The sequence below is a fragment of the Pseudomonas quasicaspiana genome (genome assembly GCF_021147825.1).
Lineage (GTDB): Bacteria > Pseudomonadota > Gammaproteobacteria > Pseudomonadales > Pseudomonadaceae > Aquipseudomonas > Aquipseudomonas quasicaspiana.
Genome location: NZ_JAGTPI010000016.1, coordinates 70333 through 95820, shown reverse-complemented (window position 1 = coordinate 95820; position 25488 = coordinate 70333). Strand labels below are relative to the sequence as shown.

The following is a 25488-nucleotide window of genomic DNA, read 5'->3' as shown; positions in this document are numbered from 1 at the left end:
TCGCCGACTACGTCAGCACTGACTGAGCAAGTATTGGGTAACCCCTGAGTGTTTCGGGGCGTTCCCACCCAGCGCGAGGTAACGCGTTGCGGGTGTTACAGGTCGGCGCGGGTATGCGCCTCATGATCTACCGAGATGGTCTGCTTCTGGCAGTCCCTTCACAGCGAACTTTGGATTGTTGTGATTCGCCTGCCCCAAGTCAAGTCATCCGTGAGCTTTCTTCCAATTAACCGCACCAAAGTGCGCCGGATAAGGTCATGAAGGCGGCCTTGTGATAGTTTTCAGGACAAACGTACCTGGAAGGAAGCAGCATGCGTTGCATGATTATCGCCGCCATGGTGGCGCTGGCTCTCGGCACAACCGCCCAAGCGGCTCAGATTTATAAATGGGTCGACGACCAGGGCGTGACCCATTTCGATGCTCAGCCCCCCGCAGGGCGACAAACCCAGCAGATCGATACCCAGAAACCGCCCGCCGTGCCCGCAACCGGCAACTCAAAGGCAGCCATTGACGAAGAGGCAGAGCAGCGGGCTGTAGATGACGTGGTCAAGAAGAAAATCACTCAGGAAGAGACCCGACGCGCCGAGGACTGCAAGATTCTAAGGACCAATCTTGCCCAGCTACAGAACAACCCTCGCGTGCGGGAACAGGTTGAGGGCGGGCTGAAACGTCTTTCGGAAGAGGAGCGGCAGGGCCGCATTACCGAGACCCAGCAGGCGATTAAAGATTATTGCCTTTAAACCTGCGGGCCCTGATGCAGGCATGAATTACCGGGTCTGACTGATCAACTGATCAAACTGCGCAAGCAACTGCTGCAATGGCCGGGTTTCGCGCTGGCGAGTGGCATAGACCATCTCGGCCATTTCCAGGATGCCCGAGGCATTCGGCAGCGGCAGATCATTCTCAAGAATGAGCTTCATTCTTGGCAGGAAAATCCATTGCAGCCATTGCTCGAACTCCAGCGTATCGACACAAAACGGTTCGCCACTGGAGAGCGCCTCTTCACTGGGCGGTAGATCACTCCACCAACCCAATGCCCGCAACTCGCGCTCGATCAGCAGCAAATGCTCGGCCACTTCAGGAAAGCGCTGATCCATCAAGCGCCGACCTTGGCTTTCTGACGAGCCAGCGCTGCACCGGACGCATCACCCTGCTTCTCACGTGCCTGGGCGATGATCTCCCACAGGCTGGCCTGCAGACTTGGGCGCCCATTCGCGTAAGTCAGACCACGACGCGCCAGTTGCTCGGCCTGAGCGGAATCGCCCTGAGCCAGTCGAACTTGTGCCAGCCGATAGATGACCTGCGGCTCCCGGGGAGCAACACGTTGCGCACGCTCAAGGCTCGAAGAAGCGCCATTGAGATCACCGCCGTTCTGCTGCTGCTGAGCGGTGGTCAACAGAGCCAGGACCGGGCCATCGAGTTGTTCATCGGCAGACAACCCGCTACCGGAAGACGGGATGCCACTTGGCGCACTGGACGCAGGCATGTTGTAAGTGTTGCCGGTAACGGGTGCGCTGACCGACGACGTGTCAATCGGCGGACTGACGCTGATCGGAGCCTGCCCAGCCGGGGCAGCATAGGTATCGATAGGTGCAGAACTACCGCCACCGCCACCCGGAATCATGACCACGACACCAGAATCCTGCGGCACGGACTGAGCTTGCGCAGGCGCCTGAGCAACGCTTGCCCGAGAAGCGCCATTGCGCGACACGCGCTCGCTGTTGGAAACCTTCGAACCCGAATCCACCACAGGAATCGAGCCACGTTCCACGCTGGCACAACCATTGAGCAGAGCAACAGCTGTCAACGCTGGTATTAACCACTTGTTCACTTTAGATCCTCTTTGGGGCGCTCAATTAATCTAGTTCAGCCAACCCTTGACCCAATCCATCACTTCCTGGGCCGGAGCCGCAGGCCCACCACAAGCAGCGCCGGGGGCAGGTTCACTGCCGCGAATATACGGCATCTGCACGGCGTTCGGGCAACCGGCATCAGATCCCTCGCCTGTCGCGGCATTGACCCACACCTGCACGACGTTATCAGGTTGCGCCATGTCCAGCGGCAGCGGATCCGCCTTGCTCATGAAACTGGTCCAGACCTGCAACGCACCGGTTGCACCGGTAAACGGCGTTTTGCCGTTGTCATCGCGACCCAGCCACACCACCGCCAGCAGGTCCTGACTGAAACCGGCAAACCAGCTGTCCCGGGAGTCGTTGGTCGTACCGGACTTACCCGCAAGATTCAGCGAGCTTGGCAATACGTTGTAGACAGAGCGACCGGTACCTTCGCGCATCACCCGCTGCATCGCATTCTGCAGAAGATAGATCGAGCCCGGATCGAAGCGCTGCTGAATCTGGAACGGGTAACGCTTGAGCGGCTCACCTTCAGCAGTCAGCACGCTGCGGATACCGCGCATTGGCGTGTTGAAACCGCCGTTCGCGATGGTCTGGAACATCGTTGCAACCTGAATCGGACTCAATGCACCGGCACCCAGCAACATCGATGGATACGCAGGCCAATCAACGTCAACACCCAGTTTGCCGATGGTTTTGAATACGTTCGGCACACCAACTTCCAGGCCGATTTTAGCGCTGGACAGGTTGTAGGAATGCGCCAGGCCCTGATACAGGAAAATATTACCGTGAGCCTTGTGATCGAAGTTTTGCGGCTTCCAGATCTGGCCGTCGGCACCTTTGACCTGGAATGGCTCATCGGCCACCCAACTGGTCAACGTGTACTTGCTCGGACGCTCAAGTGCGGTGAGATAAATGGACGGCTTCACCAATGAGCCAATCGGTCGCACTGCGTCGATGGCCCGGTTGAAACCGGCATAACCTGCCTTGCGGCTACCGATCAGCGCCTGGACCTCACCGGTTTCCGGGTTGGTCACGACCATGGCCGCTTCAACGTCATCGACACCCTTGCGGCCCGACAGACGCTTGAACGTCTCGCTCATGGCCGACTCGGACTTCATCTGCAGGATTGGATCAAAGCTGGTGAAGATGCGCAGACCTTCTTCAGTCAAGTCTTCGTCGCGATAGTCTTCGCGCAGTTGGCGTTTGACCAGATCAAGGAAGCCCGGAAAGGAGCTGTCGGCCAGGCTACCGGTCTTGGTCACGCCCAACGGCATCTTCTTGGCTGCGGCTACTACTTCAGCCGTGGCCACGCCCTGTTGTTCAAGCAAATCGAGCACCAGATTACGTCGCTCAAGGGCACGTTCCGGGTTACGACGCGGGTTGTAATAGGAAGGCCCTTTGACCAGACCGACCAACAACGCGACCTGATGCAACTTGAGCTCTGACAACGGCTGACTGAAGAAATATTGACTGGCAAGGCCAAAGCCGTGCACCGCGCGCTGACCGTCCTGACCGACGAACACCTCGTTGAGATAAGCCTCAAGGATTTCCTGCTTGCTGTAGTGGATCTCCAGCAACACAGCCATCATGGCTTCGGTCAGTTTGCGGGTCAGGCTGCGCTCATTGGTCAGGTAGAAGTTCTTGACCAACTGTTGCGTCAGCGTACTCCCGCCCTGACGCATCTGCCCGGCAGAGGCATTGATCCAGAATGCACGGGCGATCGACTTGGGCGACACGCCAAAGTGATGGTAGAAATCGCGATCTTCAACGGTTACAAGTGTATCAAGCAGATACGGTGGAGCCTGATCGAGCTTGATCAGGATCCGGTCTTCGAGATTCTTCGGGTACAGCCCACCGATCATCAGCGGTTCCAGACGGGCAACTGCCAGCTTGGCGCCATTGGCCGAAGAAAGGTCCGCAACATAGTCGCCGGAGAAACGGACACGGATCTGCTGGGCAGGATCGGTGCCTTCATAGAACTGAAAACCCCGGGTATTAAGGTCTACGGTATTGCCGCTCACAGCAGCTGCGCCCGGACCATTGGCAACGCTTTCGCGCCGATAACCCAGCGCATCAAGCTCAATCAGGAAGTCATCCTTGCTCAGCTTCTGCCCGACAAACAGCTCCAGAGGCCGCGCATATACTTTGGCCGGAATCATCCAGCGCTTGCCGGAAAACTTCTCTTGAACGATGGCATCAAGGTAAATGGCGAAGCCAGCCAGCACCACGAGCCCGACAATGCCGAGCTTCAATCCCCAGCCCAACCAGGTACGAAGTCCGCCAGAGGCAGGTTTTTTTGCTTTGCGAGAGGATCGAGTACGAGTCATGGCGGCGGATTATACGCACTTTGCCGGGGTTCGAAAGACACCCTTACCGGAGGTTTGCAGCCTCGCGCCAAGCGGCCATAATGCCCACCTTGACGCACTTAATGAAACATCACTATTGAAGGATCGTCCGTGAGCCAGTCACTGATTGCAGCCCTGCAGAACCCCGCGCTGTTTCCGCATCCGGTCGAGGGCTTTCAGCTCATCGAAACGCACATTTCGTGGGTACTGCTCACCGGTCCATTCGTTTACAAATTCAAGAAGCCGGTCAACTTCGGTTTTCTGGACTTCACGACGCTTTCAGCGCGTGAACACTTCTGCAAGGAAGAGCTGCGTCTCAACCAGCGCCTGACCGACGACCTGTATCTGGAAGTCATCCCGGTGACCGGCAGTGCCGAGGCACCGCAACTGGGTGGCGAAGGCGAAGTCATCGAATATGCGCTGAAAATGCGCCAGTTCTCGCAAGACGGTTTGTTGAGTACGTTGCAGGCCAATGGCGAGTTGACGTCGACGCACATCGACAACATCGCCACGCAGATCGGCCAGTTCCACATTGATGCGCCAAAGGTGGGTGCTGAAAATGAGCTGGGGTCGCCTGATACCGTCATGGCCCCGGTCCTCCAGAACTTCGAGCAGATTCGCCCCCTGATCAGCGAAAAATCAGACCTGCAGCAACTCGATGCCCTGCAAGCATGGGCTGAATCGAGTTTCGAAAGGCTCAAGCCCCTGCTCGCGCAGCGTAAAGCCGACGGTTTTATCCGTGAGTGCCACGGCGACATTCATCTGGGCAATATGACCCTGATCGATAACAAGGTCGTGATCTTCGACTGCATCGAGTTCAACGAACCGTTCCGCATGACCGACGTCTATGCCGATATCGGCTTCCTGGCTATGGACCTGGAAGATCGCGGTCTGAAATCCCTGGCTCGTCGTCTCATCAGCCAGTATCTGGAACTGACCGGAGACTATCAGGGGCTTGAGCTGCTGAACTTCTATAAAGCCTACCGTGCGCTGGTTCGCGCCAAGGTTGCGCTTTTCAGCATGCCAGCAGGCGCCGATGCGGTTCAGCGCGGCGCGACCCTGCGTCAATATCGCAATTACGCAAACCTGGCAGAAAGTTACAGCGCTATTCCTTCGCGCTTCCTGGTTATCACTCACGGCGTATCTGCTGTGGGCAAGAGCCATGTTGCCAAACGTCTTGTGGATTCCCTGGGCGCCGTACGCCTGCGTTCGGACGTAGAACGTAAACGCCTGTTTGCCGGGCAGGACGCCAACCTTTATGACGCTGACGCAAGCCAGGCGACTTATGCACGTCTGCATGAATTAGCCGCAGTCGTCCTGCGTGCCGGGTTCCCGGTGGTTATAGATGCAACGTACCTGAAACAGGCTCAGCGCGAGTCGGCGGCAAAAGTTGCCGAAACCACTGGCGTGCCGTTCCTGATCCTCGACTGTGATGCCCCCGAAGCAGTCATTGCAGGCTGGCTCGCCCAGCGTCAGGCAGAAAACACAGACCCTTCCGACGCAACGCTGGAAGTTATCCGGGCACAGCAGGCTAGTCGTGAACCGCTGACTGCGGAAGAAACCCTGCACAGCAAGCGCGTCGAAACCAACAAAAGCAGCGACCTCGACAACCTGATCGAAAACCTTCGTCAGCGCCTTCCCGCGCTCTAAAACAATGTTTTGAGCCGTTTAGCAGTTAGTGCTTCACGGCTTCAAAATAGTGGCGATATACTGGCGTCACAATTCTAACGGAACGGAAAAGCGAGGCGCTTATGAGTCAGCCCAAAGTACTGGATTCCCCACTGTACGCGATGCTGCGCAATGATGACGTTGCGGGGTTCAACCAAGAGAAACCCAAGTCAGGCACCATTGATTTCCAAGGTGGCGACTTCCGCGGGCTGGACTTGCGCAATCTCGACACAGACGGCATCGACTTCACCAATGCCTATTTCCGATCCGCTGACTTGCGCGGCCTTGACCTGAGCAGCACCCCACTGGAAGGCGCAAGCATCGCCCACGCACAGATCTCGGGGACATTCTTCCCCCGCGAACTGAGTGCTGACGAAATTCTGATGTCGGTCAACTTCGGTACGCGCCTGCGCTACCGCACGCACTGATTTCAGCGCACGTTCCGCCTGGATCACGCCCGCATGCGCAATGCATGCCGGGCTGACTCTCTACAGCCTCCCGCCCACTGATCACCTGACGCTATCTACCCGATCACCTGCCCTGCGCCCTCTCCCCTAAAAGCTACAATTCTTTATGACTTGCCAGGTTTTCACCACAGTCAGAGCTCAGCATCGCACGGAGGCATGATGAACGATGAACTGCAACACCTGAAAAACGTCGGCAAGACTTCAGCCCAATGGTTGCACGCCGTGGGCATACACAGCGCTTCTGATTTACGTCGTATGGGCGCTGTAGATGCTTATCAGGCAGTACGGAATAGGGGATTTCGAGCGACCAGAGTGTTGTTGTATGCGATTGAGGCAGCGTTGATGGATATTCACTGGATTGACCTGCCCATAGATCGCAAGAACGCTTTGAACAGACAGGTCAACCACCGCAGAGGTCTTGGAAAGGGACTGATTGAGCCCCCTCAGAAAATAGATGAAAAGAAGTCATTGACTTGCAAATGAGAATCGATATGATTATCACAACCGGTCGCGAGACTGGCCGATAACTGAAAGACCTTGGTTCGGACTTTCAGATTATCTCCTCATCAGGCTAATCACGGTTTTTGACCCGGCTTTTTGCCGGGTCTTTTTTTGCCCGCGATTTCTTCTCGACGGGCAAAAAAAGCAAACCATTTATCAGTAGCCGTCACCACGGGAAACCGATTCAACAACCCCGAGCTTTGACAGGATGTCGTCCAGCAGGCTCGACCCCACCAACCTGACGCGCTCATCACTGACCCACTGCGGACCGAAGCGCGCGCGAGCCATTTCGATAAACTGTCTGGCGTCATCGAGGGTCCGCAAACCGCCACAGAACTTGAGCCCTACCTGCCCACCCACTTCAACAAGGCTTTCAAGCATGACTCGCACAGCCTGTGTAGTGGGAGGCGTCACCAGCTTGCCGGTGCTGGTCTTGATAAAGTTGGCACCCGCAATGATTGCCGCCAGACAGGCGTCACGAATGATCTGCGGATCGCGCAGATCGCCAACCTCCAGAGTTACCGTGAGCACCATGTCCGGCCCGCACGCCGCACGACATGAAGCAACCATATTTGCCCCGGTCTGCTGATCGCCTGACAGTAAAGTGCGGAACGGGTACACCAGGTCGATCTCGTCGGCCCCGGACATGACTGCGGCGCGCGTTTCCGACATCACAGCTTCTTCATTCGCGGAGCCGTAAGGGAAATTGACCACGGCGACCACGCGAATATCGCGATGCTGAAGTCGATCCAGGGTCGTGCGAGCCAGCAACACGAATCGCGGATACACACAAATTGCCGCGATCGGTCCCAACGGTGTCATTGCCCGATGACACAGGCCAACGATGCGCGACTCAGTGTCGTCAACATCCAGCGCCATCAAATCAAACAGGCTGATTGCCTGGCGTGCCAATTGCTCATCTTCAGTGGAGATGTCCATGCTCATGTGCCGTCCTCGAACGCTTCAAAATGAAAGCGAGAACATATAGGAGCGAGAGGCATGCAGGTGCCCGACAAGGCACAGAGAGAGGAGTACTACGTGATTACAGGAAATTTCCGAAGTAAAAGTCGGTGTCTGAGTCTGGAACACAGCATCAGGAGTCTTGATTGAAATGCGGCACCTGTGGGGGGGGGGGCTGCTCGCGATAAGGCTGGACGCAATTCACTTTAGATCGCATCCAGCCGTATCGTCGAAATGCCGCCCGGACCAAGCACCGCTTGCGCAGCATCTAAAGATATCCCCCAACCCCGGAAAGAACTGCCACAATTTGCCACCTGAGAACCAACGTCACGAGCCCCAACGGAGGCCCAGGTGAAATTGCTCTGCACCGGAGATCAGCTGCCGGAAGCCCAAAGCCGCGGTTTTGAAATCAATGGTCGCAAGCTGTTTGCCACAAGGCGTAACGGGCAGGTGTTCGTCTATGACAACCGCTGCCCGCATCGTGGCGTACCGCTGGAATGGCAGCCGGACCAGTTTCTGGACCCCAGCGCAAGCCTGATTCACTGCGCCACTCATGGAGCCTTGTTCCTGATTGAAAGCGGCGAATGCGTCGCAGGCCCCTGTGAAGGAAGATCTCTGACCGGAATTACCAGCCACGAAGACCATCAAGGCATCTGGATCGACATACCCGGCGGCAACTGATCAGGCTCTTTTGCCCAGCGAAGCTGCAAGGGCCGATCAATGAAGATTTCTTCAGGCGTCAACTGCACGCCATACGCCAAGACCTCAACACCCGCCGCAACCGCCTCGCGCAATGCAGCAGCGTAGCCTGGGTCTACTTCCTCCGCAGGCCGCACGGCTTCGATGTCGGTCAGGTTCACGCAATACAACAACACGGCACGTACCCCCTCACGCGCCAGGTTCGCCAATTCCCGCAAGTGTCGTGCGCCACGCAGGGTGACCGCATCCGGAAACGCCGCCACCGCAGAGCCGTCAAAACCCAGGGTGACACTTTTGACCTCTACGTAAGCCGGCCCCTGAGGGTAATCAAGGCGGAAATCCACCCGGCTTTTTTCCTGACCATAGGCTACTTCGCGCTTGAGAGCGGTAAAGCCGTTCAACTCGGTGATCACCCCGGCGCGCAACGCTTCTTCTACCAGGGTGTTGGCACGTCCGGTGTTGACACACGCCAGGCGTCCCTGTGGGGTTTCGCTGATTTCCCAGGTGCCCGGCAACTTGCGCTTTGGGTCATTGGAGCGGCTGAACCACACACGCCCGCCCGGCATCATGCAATTGAACATCGAGCCGGTATTGGGGCAATGGATGGTCAGCAGCTCACCGCTGTCGGTTTGAATGTCCGCGAGAAAGCGCTTGTAGCGCAGCAACAGCACACCTTGTTCAAGCTTCGGAGAAAAATGCATCAGCCTTGCCAGCTCCTTAGCCCGCGAGCAATTCGCTCAACCGCCTCCTGCAAACGCGGCAGGCTCTGGGTGTAGGCGAAACGCACATGGTGCCCCGCCTGGAAGCGCCCGAAGTCCAGTCCCGGCGTGATTGCAACGTGCTCGGTTTCAAGGAAGTGCTGGCAAAACGAGTAGGCATCGCCCCCGAACGCGGCGATGTCGGCATACAGATAGAACGCGCCTTCTGGCTCAACCGCGATACCGAAGCCCAACTCGCGCAAAGCCGGTAACAGGTAATCCCGGCGCAAGCCAAACTCGGTACGGCGCTGCTCAAGGATTTCCAGCGTCTGCGGCTCGAAGCAGGCAAGCGCAGCGTACTGCGCCATGCTTGGCGCACTGATGTAAAGATTCTGAGCCAGCTTTTCCAGATCAGCGACCGCATCGTGAGGCGCGACCAGCCACCCAAGACGCCATCCGGTCATGCCGAAATATTTCGAAAAACTATTCAGTACGAATGCGTCATCGTCGACTTCCAGCACGCTGGCTGCATCGGTGCCGTACGTCAGGCCGTGGTAAATCTCGTCCACTACCAGATGACCGTTCCGCGCCTTGAGCGCCGAGGAAAGCCCGGCCAATTCATCGCGACTCAACAATGTACCCGTCGGGTTTGCAGGCGATGCTACCAACGCGCCGACACTGTCTTTATCCCAATGCCTTGCCACCAGATCCGGGGTAAGTTGATAACGCTCCTGAGGACCGACCGGCACCAATTGCGCCGCGCCTTCTACAAGGCGCAGAAAATGCCGGTTACACGGGTAACCGGGGTCCGCCAGCAGCCAGTGCTTACCGGGGTCGACCAACAAACTGCTGGCAAGCAGCAGCGCGCCGGAACCGCCAGGCGTGACCAGAATCCGGCCAGGGTCGACGGTCACGCCATAACGCCGGGCATAAAACCCGGCAATGGCTTCGCGCAATTCAGGCAGGCCGCGAGCTGCGGTGTAACGGGTTTTACCGGCCGCCAACGCAGCCTGTCCAGCCGCAATAATGGGCTCGGCCGTCGTGAAGTCGGGCTCGCCAATCTCCAGATGAATCACGTCATGCCCGGCGGCCTGCAGCTCGTTGGCACGCGCCAGCAGCGCCATGACATGAAAGGGTTCGATGGCGCGACTGCGCGCGCTGTAGGGCTGAGCCATTGACCTTCCTTTAAATCTGATCGAGGTCGGATGCCTGTCAGGCATGCGAAAAGTGATGAGCGATTCTACCCAAGCACCCGCCCCTACAGGAAAGTTAATAAACCCCGAAAAACAATGGATGGTGAGCAATAAGCCATTGAAAAGAGTGTGATCCTCTCAAGGCGTTGAACGTTTTAATCAGCCTTGCGTCTGTAGCAACGGCCATTCACCGCCCAGCTCGAATGCACGCTCGACAACCGGGAGTAGCGCGCTCCGATTCGATCTGGTAAGTTCGCCCGCTTGCAGCCGCAGGGCCGGCAGGTGCCGGTGATGGATATTTTCCTGCGCAATGGATTAAAGAGTGAGAGGCGGTCCATTCATGCCCACCCAAGAAAAGCAGCAGACCAACCAGCTGGACGGTGACTTCAAGCCTTACGAAAGCAGTAAGGGTGAGGAGTACATGGGCAAGCCCATGCGCGAACACTTCACAAAAATCCTCACCAACTGGAAACAGCAGTTGATGAAGGAAGTTGATCGCACCATGACTCACATGAAGGACGAAGCTGCGAACTTTCCTGATCCGGCCGACCGTGCCAGCCAGGAAGAAGAGTTCAGCCTTGAACTGCGTGCTCGTGATCGCGAACGCAAACTGATCAAAAAGATCGACAAGACGCTGCAACTGATCGAAGACGAAGAATACGGCTGGTGCGAATCCTGCGGCGTAGAGATCGGCATCCGCCGCCTCGAAGCCCGTCCGACAGCCGACCAGTGCGTCGACTGCAAGACATTGGCAGAAATCAAGGAAAAGCAGGTCGGCAAGTAACACGACCCGCAACCTTGCAGACACAAAGGACGCTTCGGCGTCCTTTGTTGTTTTTGAGGTCCCCCCACCACCACATCGATTGAATTGGAATGCTCACCCTCTGGGGTTGCGCTCTTCTGTTGGAGCGAGGCTTGCCCGCGAAGAACGATTACTCGGTAAAGCTGATACACCGCAGCGCCTGATTCGCGGGCAAGCCTCGCTCCAACAGGTGAACGGACGCAGGCATATATAAAGTCTCCTGAAGGTTTGGCGTCTTTTCAGTCTCGAAGCAAACCCCAATCTCCAGTAACATCCGCCCCATGAAATCCCCCTCCTACATCGGGCGCTTTGCGCCAACGCCCAGCGGTTATCTGCACTTCGGCTCACTGGTCGCGGCGCTGGCGTCTTATCTCGACGCGCGCTCAGTGGGTGGGCAGTGGTTGATGCGCATGGAAGACCTCGATCCACCGCGGGAAGTCGCGGGCGCACAACGGGCAATTCTTGAAACGCTCGAACGCTATGGCTTTGAATGGGATGGACAACTGGTTACCCAAAGTCATCGCCACGATGCCTATCAGGAAATCATCAATCGCTGGTTCAGTCACGGTCTTGCTTATGCGTGTACCTGCTCGCGCAAACAGCTCGAACCCTTTCAGGGTGTTTACCCGGGCACCTGCAGAAATGCCGGACACTCCCCCGATAACGCAGCCATCCGCATTCGCGTACCCGAACTGCTGTACCGGTTTGAGGACCGTGTGCAAGGCCAGTTTCAGCAACACCTTGGCCGTGAGGTGGGAGACTTTGTGATCCGTCGTCGCGACGGGTTTTACGCGTATCAACTGGCGGTCGTCATCGACGACGCCCTGCAGGGTGTGACCGATATTGTCCGAGGTGCCGACCTGCTCGACTCCACGCCGCGCCAGCTGTACCTCCAGGAATTGCTCGGCGTACCACAGCCACGTTATCTGCATGTGCCACTCATCACCCAGCCCGACGGTAACAAGCTGGGGAAAAGCTACCGCTCGCCGCCACTGGAGGCCGATCAGGCAATTCCACTGTTGTTGCGAGCCTTGCGCGCACTCGGCCAGGAACCAGAATCGGCGCTCGCTTACGGCACGCCCCAGGAGGTTCTGAAATGGGCAATCGAGCGCTGGAACGTTTCCGCCATTCCGCGCGTACGGAACCTTGAAGAAGCCCGGATAGACTGAGATAGAGCGCTCGCCGCAAACTGGCATGGATGGCAGCTTACGCGACACTTGCAGGTTGCCCGCCATCCGTTACCATGCCGCTCCTCAACTGCCGCAACGCGAATGAATCGTGAAGGAGGCCAAATGTATATTTACCGCTTGGTCCTGTTGCTGGTAGTCGGCATTTATCTGTTTTCGCCGGCCATCATGGATTGGTGGATCGACGCCACCGGCGCGTGGTATCGGCCTTACCTGCTATGGCTGATCCTGATCGTGGTGACCTTCATTCTGCAGAGTCAAAAAGATGCCGATGAGCTTTAGCCTGACCCAGATGATTCTGGTCAGCGCCGCTTATCTGCTTGTGCTGTTTGGCGTCGCGTGGATCAGCGAACGCGGCGTCATCCCGCGCTGGATCATCCGTCACCCGCTGACATACACCTTGTCTCTGGGTGTTTACGCCAGCGCTTGGGCCTTCTACGGCACGGTCGGCCTGGCGTACCAGTACGGTTACGGCTTCCTTTCCAGTTATCTCGGCGTATCCGGCGCCTTTCTGCTGGCCCCCGTTTTGCTCTATCCGATCCTGCGCATCACTCGCACCTACCAACTGTCGTCTCTGGCGGATCTGTTCGCGTTCCGCTTTCGCAGCACCTGGGCAGGCGCGCTGACCACGATCTTCATGTTGATTGGGGTGCTACCGCTCCTGGCGCTGCAAATCCAGGCGGTGGCCGACTCGATTGGCATCCTGACCCGCGAGCCCGTGCAGGATCGCGTCGCTATCGCGTTTTGTGCGCTGATTACCCTGTTCACGATTTTCTTCGGTTCGCGTCATATCGCCACCCGCGAAAAACATGAGGGTCTGGTATTCGCGATTGCCTTCGAGTCGGTGATCAAACTCGTGGCCATTGGCAGTATCGGTCTATATGCCCTGTATGGCGTGTTCGACGGTCCGCAGCAACTTGAGCTGTGGCTGCTGCAAAACCAGACCGCCCTCGCCGCCTTGCATACGCCTTTGCAGGAAGGTCCGTGGCGCACGTTGCTGCTGGTGTTCTTCGCGTCAGCCATCGTCATGCCGCACATGTACCACATGACCTTTACCGAGAACCTCAACCCGCGCGCACTGGTCAGCGCCAGCTGGGGCCTGCCGCTGTTTCTATTGTTGATGAGCCTGGCGGTGCCGCTGATTCTGTGGGCGGGGCTCAAACTGGGCGCTACCACCAGCCCCGAGTTCTTCACCCTGGGCATTGGCATCGCGGTCAACAGCAAGTCACTGGCGTTGCTGGCCTATGTCGGTGGTTTGTCTGCCGCCAGCGGTTTGATCATCGTGACGACACTGGCGCTGTCCGGCATGGCGCTGAACCACCTGGTGCTGCCGCTTTATCAACCGCCAGCCGAAGGCAATATCTATCGCTGGCTGAAGTGGACCCGCCGCGCGCTGATTGTGGCGATCATCATGGCCGGTTACGGCTTCTATCTGCTGCTGGGCGCGCAACAGGATCTGGCCAATCTGGGCATCGTTGCTTTTGTCGCGACTCTGCAATTCCTGCCGGGCGTGCTGTCCGTGCTGTATTGGCCCGCCGCCAATCGCAGAGGGTTTATCGCCGGATTGCTGGCGGGTATCAGCGTCTGGATCGTCAGCATGTTGTTGCCACTGATTGGTGACTTCCGGGGCTTCTACATTCCGCTGCTGAACATGATTTACGTGCTGGACGACACCAGCTGGCACATGGCGGCCATTGCTTCGCTGGCCGCCAACGTACTGGTGTTCACCCTGATCTCACTGTTCAGCAACCCGAGCCCCGAAGAAGCCAGTGCTGCCGAGGCCTGTGCGGTGGATAACGTTCGTCGCCCGCAGCGCCGCGAGCTGCACGCCGTATCCCCTCAGGAATTCGCCACGCAACTGGCCAAACCTTTGGGTGCGAAGGCCGCGCAGAAGGAAGTCGAACAGGCCCTGCGCGATCTCTACCTGCCATTCGACGAACGTCGGCCTTACGCCTTGCGGCGTTTAAGGGACAGAATCGAGGCCAATCTTTCCGGCTTGATGGGCCCCAGCGTGGCGCAGGACATGGTTGAAACATTCCTGCCCTATAAGTCCAGCGGCGAAAACTATGTCACCGAAGACATTCACTTTATTGAAAGCCGGCTTGAGGATTACCACTCGCGCCTCACCGGTCTGGCAGCCGAACTGGATGCCCTGCGCCGCTATCACCGGCAAACGCTTCAGGAATTGCCGATGGGTGTGTGCTCGCTGGCCAAGGATCAGGAGATCCTGATGTGGAACAAGGCCATGGAAGAGCTCACCGGGATTGCTGCCAAGCGCGTCGTTGGCTCACGGCTCGAGACCATCGGTGAACCCTGGAAAGAATTATTGAGCGGCTTCATTAATTTGCCCGACGAACACTTGCACAAACAACGCCTGCCACTGGATGGCCAAATCCGCTGGCTGAACCTGCACAAAGCTGCGATCGACGAACCATTGGCACCGGGTAACAGCGGGCTGGTGTTGCTGGTTGAGGACCTGACTGAAACGCAGATGCTCGAGGACAAGCTGGTGCATTCCGAACGCCTTGCGAGCATCGGTCGCCTGGCCGCCGGTGTGGCTCACGAAATCGGCAACCCGATCACCGGCATTGCCTGCCTTGCGCAAAACCTGCGCGAAGAGCGCGAAGAAGATGGCGAGTTGAAGGAAATCAGCAGCCAGATTCTCGAACAGACCAAACGCGTTTCACGCATCGTGCAATCGCTGATGAGTTTCGCCCACGCAGGCAGCCATCAGCACTCGGACGAAGCTGTCTGTCTGGCTGAAGTGGCACAGGACGCTATTGGTTTGCTTGCCCTGAACCGACGTAATTTCGAAGTCCAGTTCTATAATCTGTGCAACCCCGAGCACTGGGTCGATGGCGACCCGCAACGGCTTGCTCAGGTACTGATCAACCTGCTCTCCAACGCCCGTGACGCCTCGCCGGCAGGCAGCGCAGTCAGGGTCAGGAGCGAAGCATCCGAACACACTGTCGATCTGATCGTAGAAGACGAAGGCAGTGGAATTCCCAAGGCAATCATGGATCGATTGTTTGAACCGTTCTTCACCACCAAGGACCCGGGTGAAGGGACCGGACTGGGCCTCGCGCTGGTCTATTCCATCGTTGAAGAGCATTATGGACAGATCACCATCGACAGCCCGGTTGATACCGAGCACGAGCGCGGTACCCGTATTCGGGTAACACTTCCGCGCCATGTCGAAGCGACGTCCGCCGTGAACTGAGCCCGTCGAGAGAATTGAATAAATGCCCCATATTCTGATCGTCGAAGACGAAACCATAATCCGCTCCGCCCTGCGTCGCCTGCTGGAACGTAACCAGTATCAGGTCAGCGAAGCAGGTTCGGTGCAGGAAGCCCAGGAACGTTTCAGCATTCCCTCGTTCGATCTGATCGTCAGCGATTTGCGCTTGCCCGGGGCTCCCGGTACTGAGCTGATAAAGCTTGGCGAGGGCAAACCGGTGCTGATCATGACCAGCTATGCGAGTCTGCGCTCGGCTGTCGACTCCATGAAAATGGGCGCTGTCGATTACATCGCCAAGCCGTTCGATCACGACGAAATGCTCCAAGCGGTTGCGCGCATACTGCGTGATCGCCAGACCGTGCAAAGCATTCAGGCTGATCGCACCGCGGCCAAAGCGGCAAGCCCGGATAAAGCGGGCGCGGATAACAGCAACGGCGAAATCGGCATCATCGGCTCCTGCGGCCCCATGCAGGATCTCTACAGCAAAATTCGTAAGGTCGCCCCTACCGATTCGAACGTGCTGATTCAGGGTGAATCAGGAACGGGTAAAGAGTTGGTGGCGCGTGCCCTGCACAACCTGTCGCGTCGCGCCAAGGCACCGATGATTTCGGTCAACTGCGCGGCGATTCCGGAAACCCTGATCGAGTCCGAACTGTTCGGCCACGAAAAAGGCGCGTTCACTGGCGCAAGCGCCGGTCGTGCCGGACTTGTGGAAGCGGCAGATGGCGGCACACTGTTCCTCGACGAAATCGGCGAACTGCCGCTGGAAGCCCAGGCGCGCCTGTTGCGCGTGCTGCAGGAAGGCGAAATTCGTCGCGTGGGCTCCGTGCAATCACAGAAAGTGGATGTCCGCCTGATCGCGGCAACCCACCGGGACCTGAAAAGCCTGGCCAAAGTCGGCCAGTTCCGCGAAGACCTTTATTACCGTCTGCATGTCATTGCCTTGAAGCTCCCGGCATTGCGCGAGCGCGGTAACGACGTACTGGATATCGCCCGCGCCTTCCTGACCCGTCAAAGCCTGAAAGCCGGTCGTAACGACCTGCGATTCGCCCCCGACGCAGAGCTCGCCATTCGCCAGTACACCTGGCCCGGTAACGTGCGTGAGCTTGAAAACGCCGTGGAGCGAGCGGTCATTCTGTGTGAAAGCCCGGAAATCTCTGCCGAATTGCTGGGCATCGACATCGAGTTGAGCGATCTGGACGACGACTTCATCGGCCTCGCCCCGCAGCAAGGCTCGTCCAGCTCCACCAGCCATGAGCCCACGGAAGACCTGTCTCTGGAAGATTACTTCCAGCACTTCGTTCTTGAGCATCAGGACCACATGACCGAGACCGAGCTGGCGCGCAAACTGGGCGTGAGTCGTAAATGCCTGTGGGAACGCCGTCAGCGCCTGGGCATTCCTCGCCGCAAGGGCGTTGCCAGCGAAACCTGACCACAAGGCTCTGGCCTGCGCCTTCCGGTCAGGCCAGAAACTGTTACCTTCACACGATGCACGTAACAAAAGCCGGGGTTTACGGTAACGAAAACCCCGGCTTTTTTGTGTCGGCAAAACAGCCAAACCGCTACAGCCCCCGGTTTTAAAGGGTTTTCAAAAGTTGGCACAGCTCCTGCTATATATCCAGTACAAGAACAACAAAAACACGCAGTGCTAAACACCATAATAAAAACAATACGAATCGACTCACGCATAACAAGAACAACACGGCGGAGGCGCAGCTAACTGATTCTTTTGGAGAGGCGTTGTATTTGGGGCTTGCCCCGCAACCAGGCCGAGAACAACAAAAACTACCCTTAGGTAGCGCCTGAACTGGTTGGATCGAATGATCATTGCAACACAGCGACCAAAGCAATCCGTTTGCTCTTGACTCCCGATTGGGAGGTTTCACAGACGAAAGTCTCGTGAATGGGCACTCAACAAAAACAAGAAGCCCACAGTCAAAATAAAAATAAGAGCACACACTTTGGGGGAGCTTCGGCTCCCCCAGTAGCTTCTGAAGAAAACTTCCTCACTCCCCCCTGATTGAAACGAGATATCTCATCTGTAGGAGCGCGCTTGCCCGCGATTCAGGCGCCGCGGTCTCGCAGGCACACCGAGTCATCGTTCATCGCGGGCAAGCGCCCTCCTGTTGGGGTTCTGTTTGCTGAACGCGCAGCTTCCTACACCATCCCCTGACTAAATGCTAGAATCCCCGCCCATCATGCGGTCATTCCTCATTTATGGCCGAATATTCCTTCAAACAGTGCATCCCATGCTGAAGAAGCTGTTCCAGTCATTTCGTACTCCACTGCGTAAACCGCAGCAACATATCCGCAGCACGCCTGAAGTGCTCAACAGCAGCCAACACTCGCTGCAACGCGGCCAATTCAGCCGTTATGCGGTGAATATCGTTGAGCGTCTGCAAAATGCGGGCTATCAGGCTTATCTCGTCGGCGGCTGCGTTCGCGACCTGATGCTGAACATCACGCCCAAGGATTTCGACGTCGCCACCAGCGCCACGCCGGAGCAGGTCCGTGCTGAGTTCCGTAACGCCCGTATCATCGGCCGTCGTTTCAAGCTGGTTCACATCCACTTCGGTCGTGAAATCATCGAGGTGGCGACGTTCCGCGCCAATCATCCCCAAGATGATGAAGAAGAGGACAGCAACCAGTCTTCGCGTAACGAAAGCGGCCGGATTCTGCGTGACAACGTTTACGGCACCCTTGAAGACGATGCCCAGCGCCGCGATTTCACGATCAACGCCCTGTATTACGACCCGGTCAGCGAGCGCATCCTCGATTACGCCAACGGCGTGCACGACATTCGCAATCGCCTGATCCGCCTGATTGGCGATCCGGAGCAGCGTTACAAGGAAGACCCGGTCCGCATGCTGCGCGCCGTGCGTTTCGCCGCCAAGCTGGACTTCGGCATCGAGAAGCACAGCGCCACGCCGATTCGTCCGCTGGCACCGATGCTGCGTGATATTCCGTCGGCACGTCTATTCGAAGAAGTGCTCAAACTGTTCCTGTCCGGCTACGCCGAACCCACCTTCGAAATGCTGGTGGACCTGGAACTGTTCGACCCGTTGTTCCCGGCCAGCTCCCAGTCTCTGGAATACCGTCCGACCTACACCCACACGCTGATCAGCCAGGCGTTGCGCAACACTGACCTGCGTATCAAGCAGAACAAGCCGGTAACGCCGGCATTCTTGTTCGCAGCCTTGCTGTGGCCTGCGCTGCCAGCCAAAGTGCTGCGCCTGCAGGAACGCGGCATGCCGCCGATCCCTGCCATGCAGGAAGCGGCCAACGAGCTGATCATCGAGCAGTGCCAGCGTATTGCGATTCCGAAGCGCTTCACCATGCCGATTCGGGAAATCTGGGACATGCAGGAACGTCTGCCGCGCCGCTCCGGCAAGCGCGCCGACCTGTTGCTCGACAATCCACGCTTCCGGGCCGGTTACGACTTCCTGCTGCTGCGTGAAAGCGCGGGCGAAGAAACCGATGGCCTGGGCGAATGGTGGACTGATTACCAGGACGCCAACGACAGCGAACGTCGCACGATGATCAGCGAGCTCGGCAGCAAGCCCGAAGCGGGTGCCCCGCGCAAACGTCGCCGCAGCAGTGGCGCCAAACGCAAACGTGCCGGTGGCGAACCGGCCGCATCGGGCGAGTAACACGTGGAACGCGTCTATATAGGCATGGGCAGTAATCTGGCTGCCCCCGCCGAGCAACTGCGTCATGCCATCAGGGCATTGGCCAGGTTGCCGCAGAGCCAGTGGGTCGGTGTCTCTTCCTTCTATGTAAGTGACTCGCTGCTGCCCAATCAGCCGCGTTACACCAACGCCGTTGCAGCGCTGGACACCACCCTCGAACCGCTTGCCCTGCTCGACGCGCTACAGGCTATCGAGCTGGATCAAGGCCGTGAACGCACCGAGCGTTGGGGCCCACGCACACTGGACCTCGACATTCTGGTATTCGGTGAGCGATTGATCGACGAACCCCGTCTCAAAGTGCCGCATTACCACATGCAGGCCCGGGCTTTCGTGCTCTACCCACTGGCCGAACTTGCGCCGGATCTGCAACTGGCCGATGGTCGCTCCCTGAGCAAATTGCTGACCCGCTGCCCGTTTGAAGGCATTGAGCGTTTAGTGCCACAGGCGTAATAGCCAGATGCCCGGTAACACAGTGCTCAACCGGTAACTCACCGGTAACACAGGCAATTGACTTAATCCCCCCTCGTCACGAAGATAGGCGTCCCGCCAGCCTGTTCGCTGGCTTATGGGCGCAAGCCGGCTGCTTTTAAACACCGCACATGACGGTGTGCCTGCCTGAAACGGATGAATTCACGAGCCGCTCGCCGTAGTGTTCACCGCGCCTGACAGAGGACTTTTCCATGCCAGATATCACCGTAACGTCGTTGCAGGCTCTCAAGCAGAAAGGTGAAAAGATCACCATGCTGACGTGCTATGACGCGACCTTTGCCCATGCCGCCAGCGAAGCAGGCGTCGAAGTGCTGCTGGTCGGCGACTCGTTGGGCATGGTCCTGCAAGGGCATGACAGCACACTGCCCGTGACCACCGCTGACATGACCTATCACGTCGCGAGCGTGAAACGCGGTAATCAGGGCGCGCTGATCATGGCCGATCTGCCTTTCATGTCCTACGCCACCCTTGAGCAAACCTACGCCAACAGCGCTGCGCTGATGCAGGCCGGTGCGCACATGGTCAAGATTGAAGGCGCAGCATGGCTAGCGGAGTCGATTCGTCTGTTGGCAGACCGCGGTATCCCGGTCTGTGCGCACATGGGCCTGACTCCGCAATCGGTCAATGTGCTGGGCGGTTACAAGGTTCAGGGTCGTCTGGAAACCCAGGCGCGGCAAATGCGTGCAGACGCCATCACTCTGGAACAGTCCGGTGCGGCAATGCTCTTGCTGGAATGCGTGCCGAGCGAACTGGCTCAGGAAATCAGCCATGCCGTGAAAATCCCGGTCATCGGCATTGGTGCGGGCAGCGCCACTGACGGCCAGGTGCTTGTCATGCACGACATGCTTGGCCTTTCCATTACCGGACGCGTGCCCAAGTTCGTGAAGAACTTCATGGTCGGCCAGCCTGACATCCAGGCGGCATTGCGCGCTTATGTCGGCGCCGTCAAAGACGTCAGCTTCCCCGGCACTGAACACGGATTCTCGGCATGAACACAGTAAAAACCGTACGCGAATTACGCGCTGCCATCGCTCGCGCCCGCAGTGAAGGCAAGCGGATCGGCCTGGTGCCGACCATGGGCAACCTGCACAGCGGCCATGCGGCCCTGGTCACCAAAGCAGCGCAGCGCGCGGACTTCGTGGTAGCGACTATTTTCGTCAACCCCATGCAGTTCGGCCCCAACGAAGACCTGGCGACCTACCCTCGCACCCTGGCTGCCGATCAGGAAAAGCTGCTTGAGGCTGGCTGTCATTTGCTGTTTACGCCCAACGTCGAAGAGATGTATCCCCATGGCATGAAGGATCAGACCGTGGTCAGCGTGCCGGTTATCTCTGAAGGTCTGTGCGGCGCCAGTCGTCCCGGCCATTTCGATGGCGTGTCAACGGTGGTCAGCAAGCTGTTCAACATGGTCCAGCCTGATCTGGCGGTGTTCGGTGAAAAAGACTTTCAGCAACTGGCGGTCATTCGTGCGCTGGTTCGCGACCTGAACATGCCGATCCAGATCATTGGTGAGCCGACCGTGCGCGCCGACGATGGCCTGGCGCTGTCCTCGCGTAACGGTTACCTCAATGAAGAACAGCGCGCGACTGCGCCTGTGCTCTACAAGGTCATCCAGCAGATCGGTGCAGCGGTTGATAGTGGCGACAAAAATTTCGTCACCTTGCTGGACGCCGGCAAGCGCCAGCTCGAAGCAGCAGGGTTGCGCCCGGACTATCTGGAAATCCGCGAAGCTACCAGCCTGCGCCCTGCAACGGCTCAGGACGACGATCTGGTTATTCTGGCAGCGGCTTTTCTGGGCAAGACCCGTTTGATCGATAATCTGCATCTGAACCGCGAGCAGCATTGAAGCCAACGATTTGAAGGCTCTCTTGTAGGAGCTGCCGAAGTCTGCGATGGCGGTGTGTCAGGTTGAATGCAATCGAAGCCTTCGCCAGCTCCTACAATGGTGGTGCCTGCAATCAGGCAATGAACTTAGCCACACCCGCAATGCCCTATTCGTAACGGTTTCATCGTCTGTTCATCCAACAGACAGCAACATGTGAAATAGTACCGGGCACCGAGCAGTTCAGGCGCAGACACAGCCGCACATAATGTTTAGTCTTGGTGTCACGATTAAAAAGTCTGCTTATCTTCGCTTTCAGTGTTTAGCCAGTTCCAAGTACAAGGAAACCCGCAGCGATGGCGTACTACCGCACCCCTTCTGACGTGACCGCTCTGCCTGCATGGCAAGCGCTCAACCAACACCGCCAAGCCATGCAGGATTTCAGCATGCGCGAAGCCTTCAATGCTGATCCGCAGCGTTTCGACCAGTTCACCCTCAGCAGCTGCGGACTGTTTCTCGATTACTCGAAAAACCTGATCAACGCCGAAACACGTGACCTGCTGGTCAAGCTGGCCAACGAAGTAGGCCTCAAAGACGCCATCAAGGCGCAATATGACGGCGAACTGGTCAACTCTTCCGAAGGTCGCCCTGCGCTGCACACCGCGCTGCGCCGCCCGGTGGGCGACAAGCTGAACGTCAATGGCGTCAACGTGATGCCGGATGTGCACAAAGTGCTGAACCAGATGACCGATCTGGTCGGCCGCATTCACGATGGTCTGTGGCGCGGTTACAGCGAAAAGCCGATCACCGACGTGGTGAACATCGGCATCGGTGGCTCGTTCCTCGGCCCTGAGCTGGTGTCTGAAGCGCTGCTTTCCTACGCGCAGAAAGGCGTGCGCTGTCATTATCTGGCTAACATCGACGGCAGTGAATTCCATGAACTGACCATGAAGCTTCGAGCTGAAACGACGCTGTTCATCGTTTCGTCGAAGACCTTCACTACCCTGGAAACGCTCAAGAACGCCACCGCGGCGCGTGCCTGGTATCTGGCACAAGGCGGTTCCGAGGCCGAGTTGTATCGCCACTTCATCGCTGTTTCCAGCAACAACGCCGCAGCCGTGGCGTTTGGCATCCGCGAAGAGAACATCTTCCCGATGTGGGACTGGGTCGGCGGTCGTTACTCGCTGTGGTCGGCCATTGGTCTGCCTATTGCGCTGGCCATCGGCATGTCCAACTTCAAGGAGCTGTTGTCCGGCGCGTATTCCATGGATCAGCACTTCCTGACCGCACCGTTCGAACAGAACATGCCGGTGCTGCTGGGCTTGCTGGGCGTCTGGTACGGTAATTTCTGGGGTGCGCAGAGCCACGCGATCCTGCCGTACGATCACTACCTGCGTAACATCACCAAGCACTTGCAACAGTTGGACATGGAGTCCAACGGCAAAAGCGTTCGTCAGGACGGCACGCCTGCGCTGACCGACACTGGCCCGGTAATCTGGGGCGGCGTAGGTTGCAATGGCCAGCATGCTTATCACCAGTTGCTGCATCAAGGCACCCAACTGATTCCGGCTGATTTCATCGTACCGATTGTCAGCTTCAATCCGGTGTCCGATCACCATCAGTGGCTGTACGCCAACTGCCTGTCCCAGAGCCAGGCCCTGATGATTGGCAAGACCCGCGCCGAAGCCGAAACCGAATTGCGCGACAAAGGCCTGAGCGAAGAAGACGTGCAAAAGCTTGCACCGCACAAGGTCATTCCGGGTAACCGTCCGAGTAACACCTTGGTGGTCGAGCGCATCAGCCCTCGTCGCCTGGGTGCGCTGGTGGCGATGTATGAACACAAGGTGTTCGTGCAAAGCGTGGTCTGGGGCATCAATGCCTTTGACCAGTGGGGCGTGGAGCTGGGCAAGGAGATGGGTAAAGCCGTTTACCAACGCCTGACCGGCGGCACCGAAACGCCAGCCGATGATGCTTCGACTCAAGGTCTGATCAACTACTTCCGCGGCCGCCACCGCGGCTGATCGACCTCAAGCGACATCCCAGACCCGCTGCTCTCGCAAGAGACGGCGGGTTTTGTGTTTTAAGCACTTGTAGGAGCGCGCTTGCCCGCGATAACAGCCACTTCGGTTGATCAGGTACACGCGGAATGCCGCCCAGACGAAGCTCAGCTCCCACAGGGAATAGCATTTCAGGCCAGACTCAGCTTGACTCAACCCGCGCCAACGAGCGATCCAGTTCGGTTCTGGCCATGCCGATCAAGTGCACCACCGAAAACGCCAGGTCACGTTTCGGACCATTGAGGCTGTCACCAGACTCGTAAGCCGTCGCGGCAGCGCAACGCAGGAGTTCGCTGACGTGCAGCAGGGATTCTTCCAGAGAGATGTTGGGTGGATCCGGTGTTACTTTTTTCATGCAGGTTGCTCCCGTTAGGGCCACCGGATGTTCGCTGCTAAACAGACAAGAGGTGGCAGCTTTGTCGCGGGTTAGCAGACCGGCGCAACCTACAAAACCGGCGCACTCGAAAGTGCCCCACGCAAAGCCGCCATAAGCGGTAAAGCGCGTCGTAGAAATTGCGAAACAGGCTGCTAAACCCGATCACTGATGAGCAGTGACCGGCGCAGCCTAGAGAGCAAAATCCACCCACGCAAGAGGTCAGGATTTTCTAGGAAACTTCACTCACAGGAAAGAGAGAAGTCTGTCGGAACAGGCCTATATTTGAAGGATTTAGTGACCGCAGGTAACAGATATCTACGGCATTGCCGACAAAACTTGAACCAGAGAGCGAAGCGAGGCATGGTCTGCTAAAGAGTCCAACCACGACCATCGTCACGAATTGAAATGGAATCTCATGTGGGAGCGAATTCATTCGCGAATGGGGACGGCACATCCAAAGAATTTGCGTGATCAGAAATACCACCTTCCCGAATAAATTCGGCCCCACACCCTGCTGACGCGTGTACCCACTCCTGAAAGCGTTGTTAAAGAGCCCTAATGGAATTCATCCGCAGTCGTATCGAAACCCAGGTCATGAGCCTGACGGGCTTATCTCTCGGCCAACTCGATCTGGAAAATCCCAAGGGCGATCCGGGTCTGTTCGGGCCAGACGCCGTCTGCTGGCGAGTACACGGGGACTTCCCCTCCATGTTGATTGGCGGCATCAGCGCTCTGATGCTGCAGGCCTTGCACCCACTGGCGCTGGCGGGCGTGTGGGATCACTCCAACTTTCGTCAGGACATGCTCGGCCGGTTGCGGCGCACCGGACAGTTCATTTCGGGCACGACGTTCGGCTCTACCCACGACGCCAACTGGTTGATCGATAAAGTCAGGACCATCCATTTGCAAGTCACCGGCACCGCGCCGGATGGCCGACCTTATGCCGCAAGCGACCCGGATTTGCTGACATGGGTGCACGTAGCCGAAGTCAGCAACTTCCTCGCGGCGCACCTTCGCTACCTGAATCCTGAACTTTCATTGGCAGATCAGGATAAGTACTACGACGAAACCGCCGTGATCGCAGAGCGTCTCGGCGCCCGGAACGTGCCCCGCACTGCCCGGGCAGTTGCCGAGTACCTGAAACAGATACGCCCTCAATTACTGTGCGACGAGCGCAGCCGGGAAGTGCTGCGCATCCTGCTCAACGCACCCGCACCAAGCCTGCTGGCCAAACCCATGGGCGCACTGATGATGCAGGCGGGTATTGATCTGCTACCGGACTGGGCAAGCGAGATGTTGGACGTGCAGCAGACCGCACTCCAGCGCCGCATGATCCGCGCAAGCGTAAAGCGCAGCGCGCCGGTGTTGCGCTGGGCTGTTCGCAACGGGTCGATTCATCGGGCGCAGCGGCGGATGGGCCTCTGATCGCCAAAACCAAGAC

At 57.8% G+C, this 25488-nt stretch carries 23 protein-coding genes; 16 read left to right on the top strand and 7 right to left on the bottom strand.

Going from position 1 to position 25488, the window contains the following annotated elements:
* The first annotated feature begins 311 nt into the window (after positions 1-311).
* On the top strand, positions 312-740 hold the full coding sequence (locus KDX30_RS12490; RefSeq protein WP_231675998.1) for a DUF4124 domain-containing protein: 429 nt from the start codon (positions 312-314) through the stop codon (positions 738-740).
* Positions 741-767: 27 nt separating this feature from the next.
* Here the strand turns inward: KDX30_RS12490 and KDX30_RS12485 are convergent, their stop codons facing one another.
* The 3 genes from KDX30_RS12485 to mrcB are packed head-to-tail and all read right to left on the bottom strand — an operon-like array spanning position 768 to position 4183.
* The gene (locus KDX30_RS12485; protein WP_122705441.1) at positions 768-1097 is read right to left on the bottom strand and encodes a YqcC family protein; all 330 of its coding nucleotides are present in this window, start codon (positions 1095-1097) and stop codon (positions 768-770) included.
* Positions 1097-1831: a tetratricopeptide repeat protein gene (locus KDX30_RS12480; RefSeq protein ID WP_122705443.1), complete on the bottom strand. Its 735-nt coding sequence runs from the start codon at positions 1829-1831 to the stop codon at positions 1097-1099. The genes KDX30_RS12485 and KDX30_RS12480 overlap by 1 nt, the downstream gene beginning before the upstream one ends.
* A 30-nt stretch (positions 1832-1861) precedes the next feature.
* The gene (gene mrcB, locus KDX30_RS12475; protein ID WP_027900353.1) at positions 1862-4183 is read right to left on the bottom strand and encodes a penicillin-binding protein 1B; all 2322 of its coding nucleotides are present in this window, start codon (positions 4181-4183) and stop codon (positions 1862-1864) included.
* Between the two features lie 129 nt (positions 4184-4312).
* Here mrcB and KDX30_RS12470 point away from each other — a divergent pair, with 129 nt between their 5' ends.
* The 3 genes from KDX30_RS12470 (at position 4313) to KDX30_RS12460 (ending at position 6819) form a co-directional block, all read left to right on the top strand.
* Positions 4313-5851 carry a bifunctional aminoglycoside phosphotransferase/ATP-binding protein gene (locus tag KDX30_RS12470; RefSeq protein ID WP_231675995.1) on the top strand — a complete coding sequence of 513 codons (1539 nt, stop codon included), beginning with the start codon at positions 4313-4315 and terminating at the stop codon, positions 5849-5851.
* Between the two features lie 101 nt (positions 5852-5952).
* Positions 5953-6297: a pentapeptide repeat-containing protein gene (locus KDX30_RS12465; protein WP_027900351.1), complete on the top strand. Its 345-nt coding sequence runs from the start codon at positions 5953-5955 to the stop codon at positions 6295-6297.
* A 198-nt stretch (positions 6298-6495) separates the two neighbouring features.
* A complete protein-coding gene (locus KDX30_RS12460) occupies positions 6496-6819 on the top strand; it encodes a TfoX/Sxy family protein (protein ID WP_231675994.1) in 324 nt (107 codons plus the stop codon).
* Between the two features lie 174 nt (positions 6820-6993).
* Here KDX30_RS12460 and deoC read toward each other — a convergent pair whose 3' ends face one another.
* Positions 6994-7782: a deoxyribose-phosphate aldolase gene (deoC, locus tag KDX30_RS12455; protein WP_122705457.1), complete on the bottom strand. Its 789-nt coding sequence runs from the start codon at positions 7780-7782 to the stop codon at positions 6994-6996.
* Between the two features lie 366 nt (positions 7783-8148).
* On the opposite strand from deoC, the gene KDX30_RS12450 reads away from it, so the two are divergent.
* Positions 8149-8478, top strand: coding sequence for a Rieske (2Fe-2S) protein (locus KDX30_RS12450; protein ID WP_049826942.1), 330 nt, complete (start codon positions 8149-8151; stop codon positions 8476-8478).
* On the opposite strand, the gene sfsA is transcribed toward KDX30_RS12450, so the two are convergent.
* Together sfsA and KDX30_RS12440 are read right to left on the bottom strand one after the other, a co-directional pair.
* Positions 8442-9197: a DNA/RNA nuclease SfsA gene (gene sfsA, locus KDX30_RS12445; protein ID WP_122397521.1), complete on the bottom strand. Its 756-nt coding sequence runs from the start codon at positions 9195-9197 to the stop codon at positions 8442-8444. The two genes, KDX30_RS12450 and sfsA, sit on opposite strands and share 37 nt — an antisense overlap.
* Positions 9197-10369 (bottom strand): pyridoxal phosphate-dependent aminotransferase, encoded by a 1173-nt coding sequence (locus KDX30_RS12440; protein ID WP_231675992.1) that lies wholly within the window; start codon positions 10367-10369, stop codon positions 9197-9199. The genes sfsA and KDX30_RS12440 overlap by 1 nt, the downstream gene beginning before the upstream one ends.
* Positions 10370-10727: 358 nt before the next feature.
* Between KDX30_RS12440 and dksA the strand changes: the two genes are divergently transcribed.
* From dksA to pgi, 10 genes are all read left to right on the top strand, one after another.
* Positions 10728-11171, top strand: a complete 444-nt coding sequence (dksA, locus tag KDX30_RS12435; protein WP_027900346.1) for an RNA polymerase-binding protein DksA — start codon at positions 10728-10730, stop codon at positions 11169-11171.
* A gap of 299 nt (positions 11172-11470) precedes the next feature.
* Complete coding sequence (gluQRS, locus tag KDX30_RS12430; protein ID WP_231675989.1) at positions 11471-12358, top strand: tRNA glutamyl-Q(34) synthetase GluQRS; 888 nt, start codon at positions 11471-11473, stop codon at positions 12356-12358.
* Positions 12359-12481: 123 nt separating this feature from the next.
* Positions 12482-12658 carry a hypothetical protein gene (locus tag KDX30_RS12425; protein WP_003176118.1) on the top strand — a complete coding sequence of 59 codons (177 nt, stop codon included), beginning with the start codon at positions 12482-12484 and terminating at the stop codon, positions 12656-12658.
* Entirely contained in the window at positions 12642-15596 is a 2955-nt protein-coding gene (locus KDX30_RS12420; protein ID WP_027900344.1) for a sensor histidine kinase, read from the top strand. The genes KDX30_RS12425 and KDX30_RS12420 overlap by 17 nt, the downstream gene beginning before the upstream one ends.
* A 22-nt stretch (positions 15597-15618) precedes the next feature.
* Entirely contained in the window at positions 15619-17046 is a 1428-nt protein-coding gene (locus KDX30_RS12415; RefSeq protein WP_099268102.1) for a sigma-54-dependent transcriptional regulator, read from the top strand.
* A gap of 817 nt (positions 17047-17863) precedes the next feature.
* On the top strand, positions 17864-19264 hold the full coding sequence (locus tag KDX30_RS12410) for a polynucleotide adenylyltransferase PcnB (protein ID WP_099268103.1): 1401 nt from the start codon (positions 17864-17866) through the stop codon (positions 19262-19264).
* A gap of 24 nt (positions 19265-19288) precedes the next feature.
* Complete coding sequence (folK, locus tag KDX30_RS12405) at positions 19289-19753, top strand: 2-amino-4-hydroxy-6-hydroxymethyldihydropteridine diphosphokinase (RefSeq protein WP_080238132.1); 465 nt, start codon at positions 19289-19291, stop codon at positions 19751-19753.
* A gap of 230 nt (positions 19754-19983) precedes the next feature.
* Positions 19984-20784 carry a 3-methyl-2-oxobutanoate hydroxymethyltransferase gene (gene panB, locus KDX30_RS12400; protein WP_231675987.1) on the top strand — a complete coding sequence of 267 codons (801 nt, stop codon included), beginning with the start codon at positions 19984-19986 and terminating at the stop codon, positions 20782-20784.
* Positions 20781-21638, top strand: a complete 858-nt coding sequence (panC, locus tag KDX30_RS12395) for a pantoate--beta-alanine ligase (RefSeq protein WP_122705465.1) — start codon at positions 20781-20783, stop codon at positions 21636-21638. Before panB ends, panC begins: the two co-directional genes overlap by 4 nt.
* Before the next feature lie 332 nt (positions 21639-21970).
* The gene (gene pgi, locus KDX30_RS12390) at positions 21971-23635 is read left to right on the top strand and encodes a glucose-6-phosphate isomerase (protein ID WP_027900338.1); all 1665 of its coding nucleotides are present in this window, start codon (positions 21971-21973) and stop codon (positions 23633-23635) included.
* Between the two features lie 178 nt (positions 23636-23813).
* On the opposite strand, the gene KDX30_RS12385 is transcribed toward pgi, so the two are convergent.
* The gene (locus tag KDX30_RS12385) at positions 23814-24026 is read right to left on the bottom strand and encodes a DUF6124 family protein (RefSeq protein ID WP_122397528.1); all 213 of its coding nucleotides are present in this window, start codon (positions 24024-24026) and stop codon (positions 23814-23816) included.
* Positions 24027-24605: 579 nt separating this feature from the next.
* On the opposite strand from KDX30_RS12385, the gene KDX30_RS12380 reads away from it, so the two are divergent.
* Positions 24606-25472 (top strand): oxygenase MpaB family protein, encoded by an 867-nt coding sequence (locus KDX30_RS12380; RefSeq protein ID WP_122396782.1) that lies wholly within the window; start codon positions 24606-24608, stop codon positions 25470-25472.
* Positions 25473-25488 lie beyond the last annotated feature (16 nt).

Coding starts and splice junctions, on each gene's coding strand:
- folK (WP_080238132.1), top strand. CDS start 19,289: ATGGGCAGTAATCTGGCTGCCCCCGCCGAGCAACTGCGTCATGCCATC.
- KDX30_RS12440 (WP_231675992.1), bottom strand. CDS start 10,369: ATGGCTCAGCCCTACAGCGCGCGCAGTCGCGCCATCGAACCCTTTCAT.
- gluQRS (WP_231675989.1), top strand. CDS start 11,471: ATGAAATCCCCCTCCTACATCGGGCGCTTTGCGCCAACGCCCAGCGGT.
- pgi (WP_027900338.1), top strand. CDS start 21,971: ATGGCGTACTACCGCACCCCTTCTGACGTGACCGCTCTGCCTGCATGG.
- panB (WP_231675987.1), top strand. CDS start 19,984: ATGCCAGATATCACCGTAACGTCGTTGCAGGCTCTCAAGCAGAAAGGT.
- KDX30_RS12460 (WP_231675994.1), top strand. CDS start 6,496: ATGAACGATGAACTGCAACACCTGAAAAACGTCGGCAAGACTTCAGCC.
- KDX30_RS12420 (WP_027900344.1), top strand. CDS start 12,642: ATGCCGATGAGCTTTAGCCTGACCCAGATGATTCTGGTCAGCGCCGCT.
- panC (WP_122705465.1), top strand. CDS start 20,781: ATGAACACAGTAAAAACCGTACGCGAATTACGCGCTGCCATCGCTCGC.
- KDX30_RS12380 (WP_122396782.1), top strand. CDS start 24,606: ATGGAATTCATCCGCAGTCGTATCGAAACCCAGGTCATGAGCCTGACG.
- KDX30_RS12415 (WP_099268102.1), top strand. CDS start 15,619: ATGCCCCATATTCTGATCGTCGAAGACGAAACCATAATCCGCTCCGCC.
- KDX30_RS12465 (WP_027900351.1), top strand. CDS start 5,953: ATGAGTCAGCCCAAAGTACTGGATTCCCCACTGTACGCGATGCTGCGC.
- KDX30_RS12410 (WP_099268103.1), top strand. CDS start 17,864: ATGCTGAAGAAGCTGTTCCAGTCATTTCGTACTCCACTGCGTAAACCG.
- KDX30_RS12425 (WP_003176118.1), top strand. CDS start 12,482: ATGTATATTTACCGCTTGGTCCTGTTGCTGGTAGTCGGCATTTATCTG.
- KDX30_RS12485 (WP_122705441.1), bottom strand. CDS start 1,097: ATGGATCAGCGCTTTCCTGAAGTGGCCGAGCATTTGCTGCTGATCGAG.
- dksA (WP_027900346.1), top strand. CDS start 10,728: ATGCCCACCCAAGAAAAGCAGCAGACCAACCAGCTGGACGGTGACTTC.
- deoC (WP_122705457.1), bottom strand. CDS start 7,782: ATGAGCATGGACATCTCCACTGAAGATGAGCAATTGGCACGCCAGGCA.
- KDX30_RS12490 (WP_231675998.1), top strand. CDS start 312: ATGCGTTGCATGATTATCGCCGCCATGGTGGCGCTGGCTCTCGGCACA.
- KDX30_RS12385 (WP_122397528.1), bottom strand. CDS start 24,026: ATGAAAAAAGTAACACCGGATCCACCCAACATCTCTCTGGAAGAATCC.
- mrcB (WP_027900353.1), bottom strand. CDS start 4,183: ATGACTCGTACTCGATCCTCTCGCAAAGCAAAAAAACCTGCCTCTGGC.
- sfsA (WP_122397521.1), bottom strand. CDS start 9,197: ATGCATTTTTCTCCGAAGCTTGAACAAGGTGTGCTGTTGCTGCGCTAC.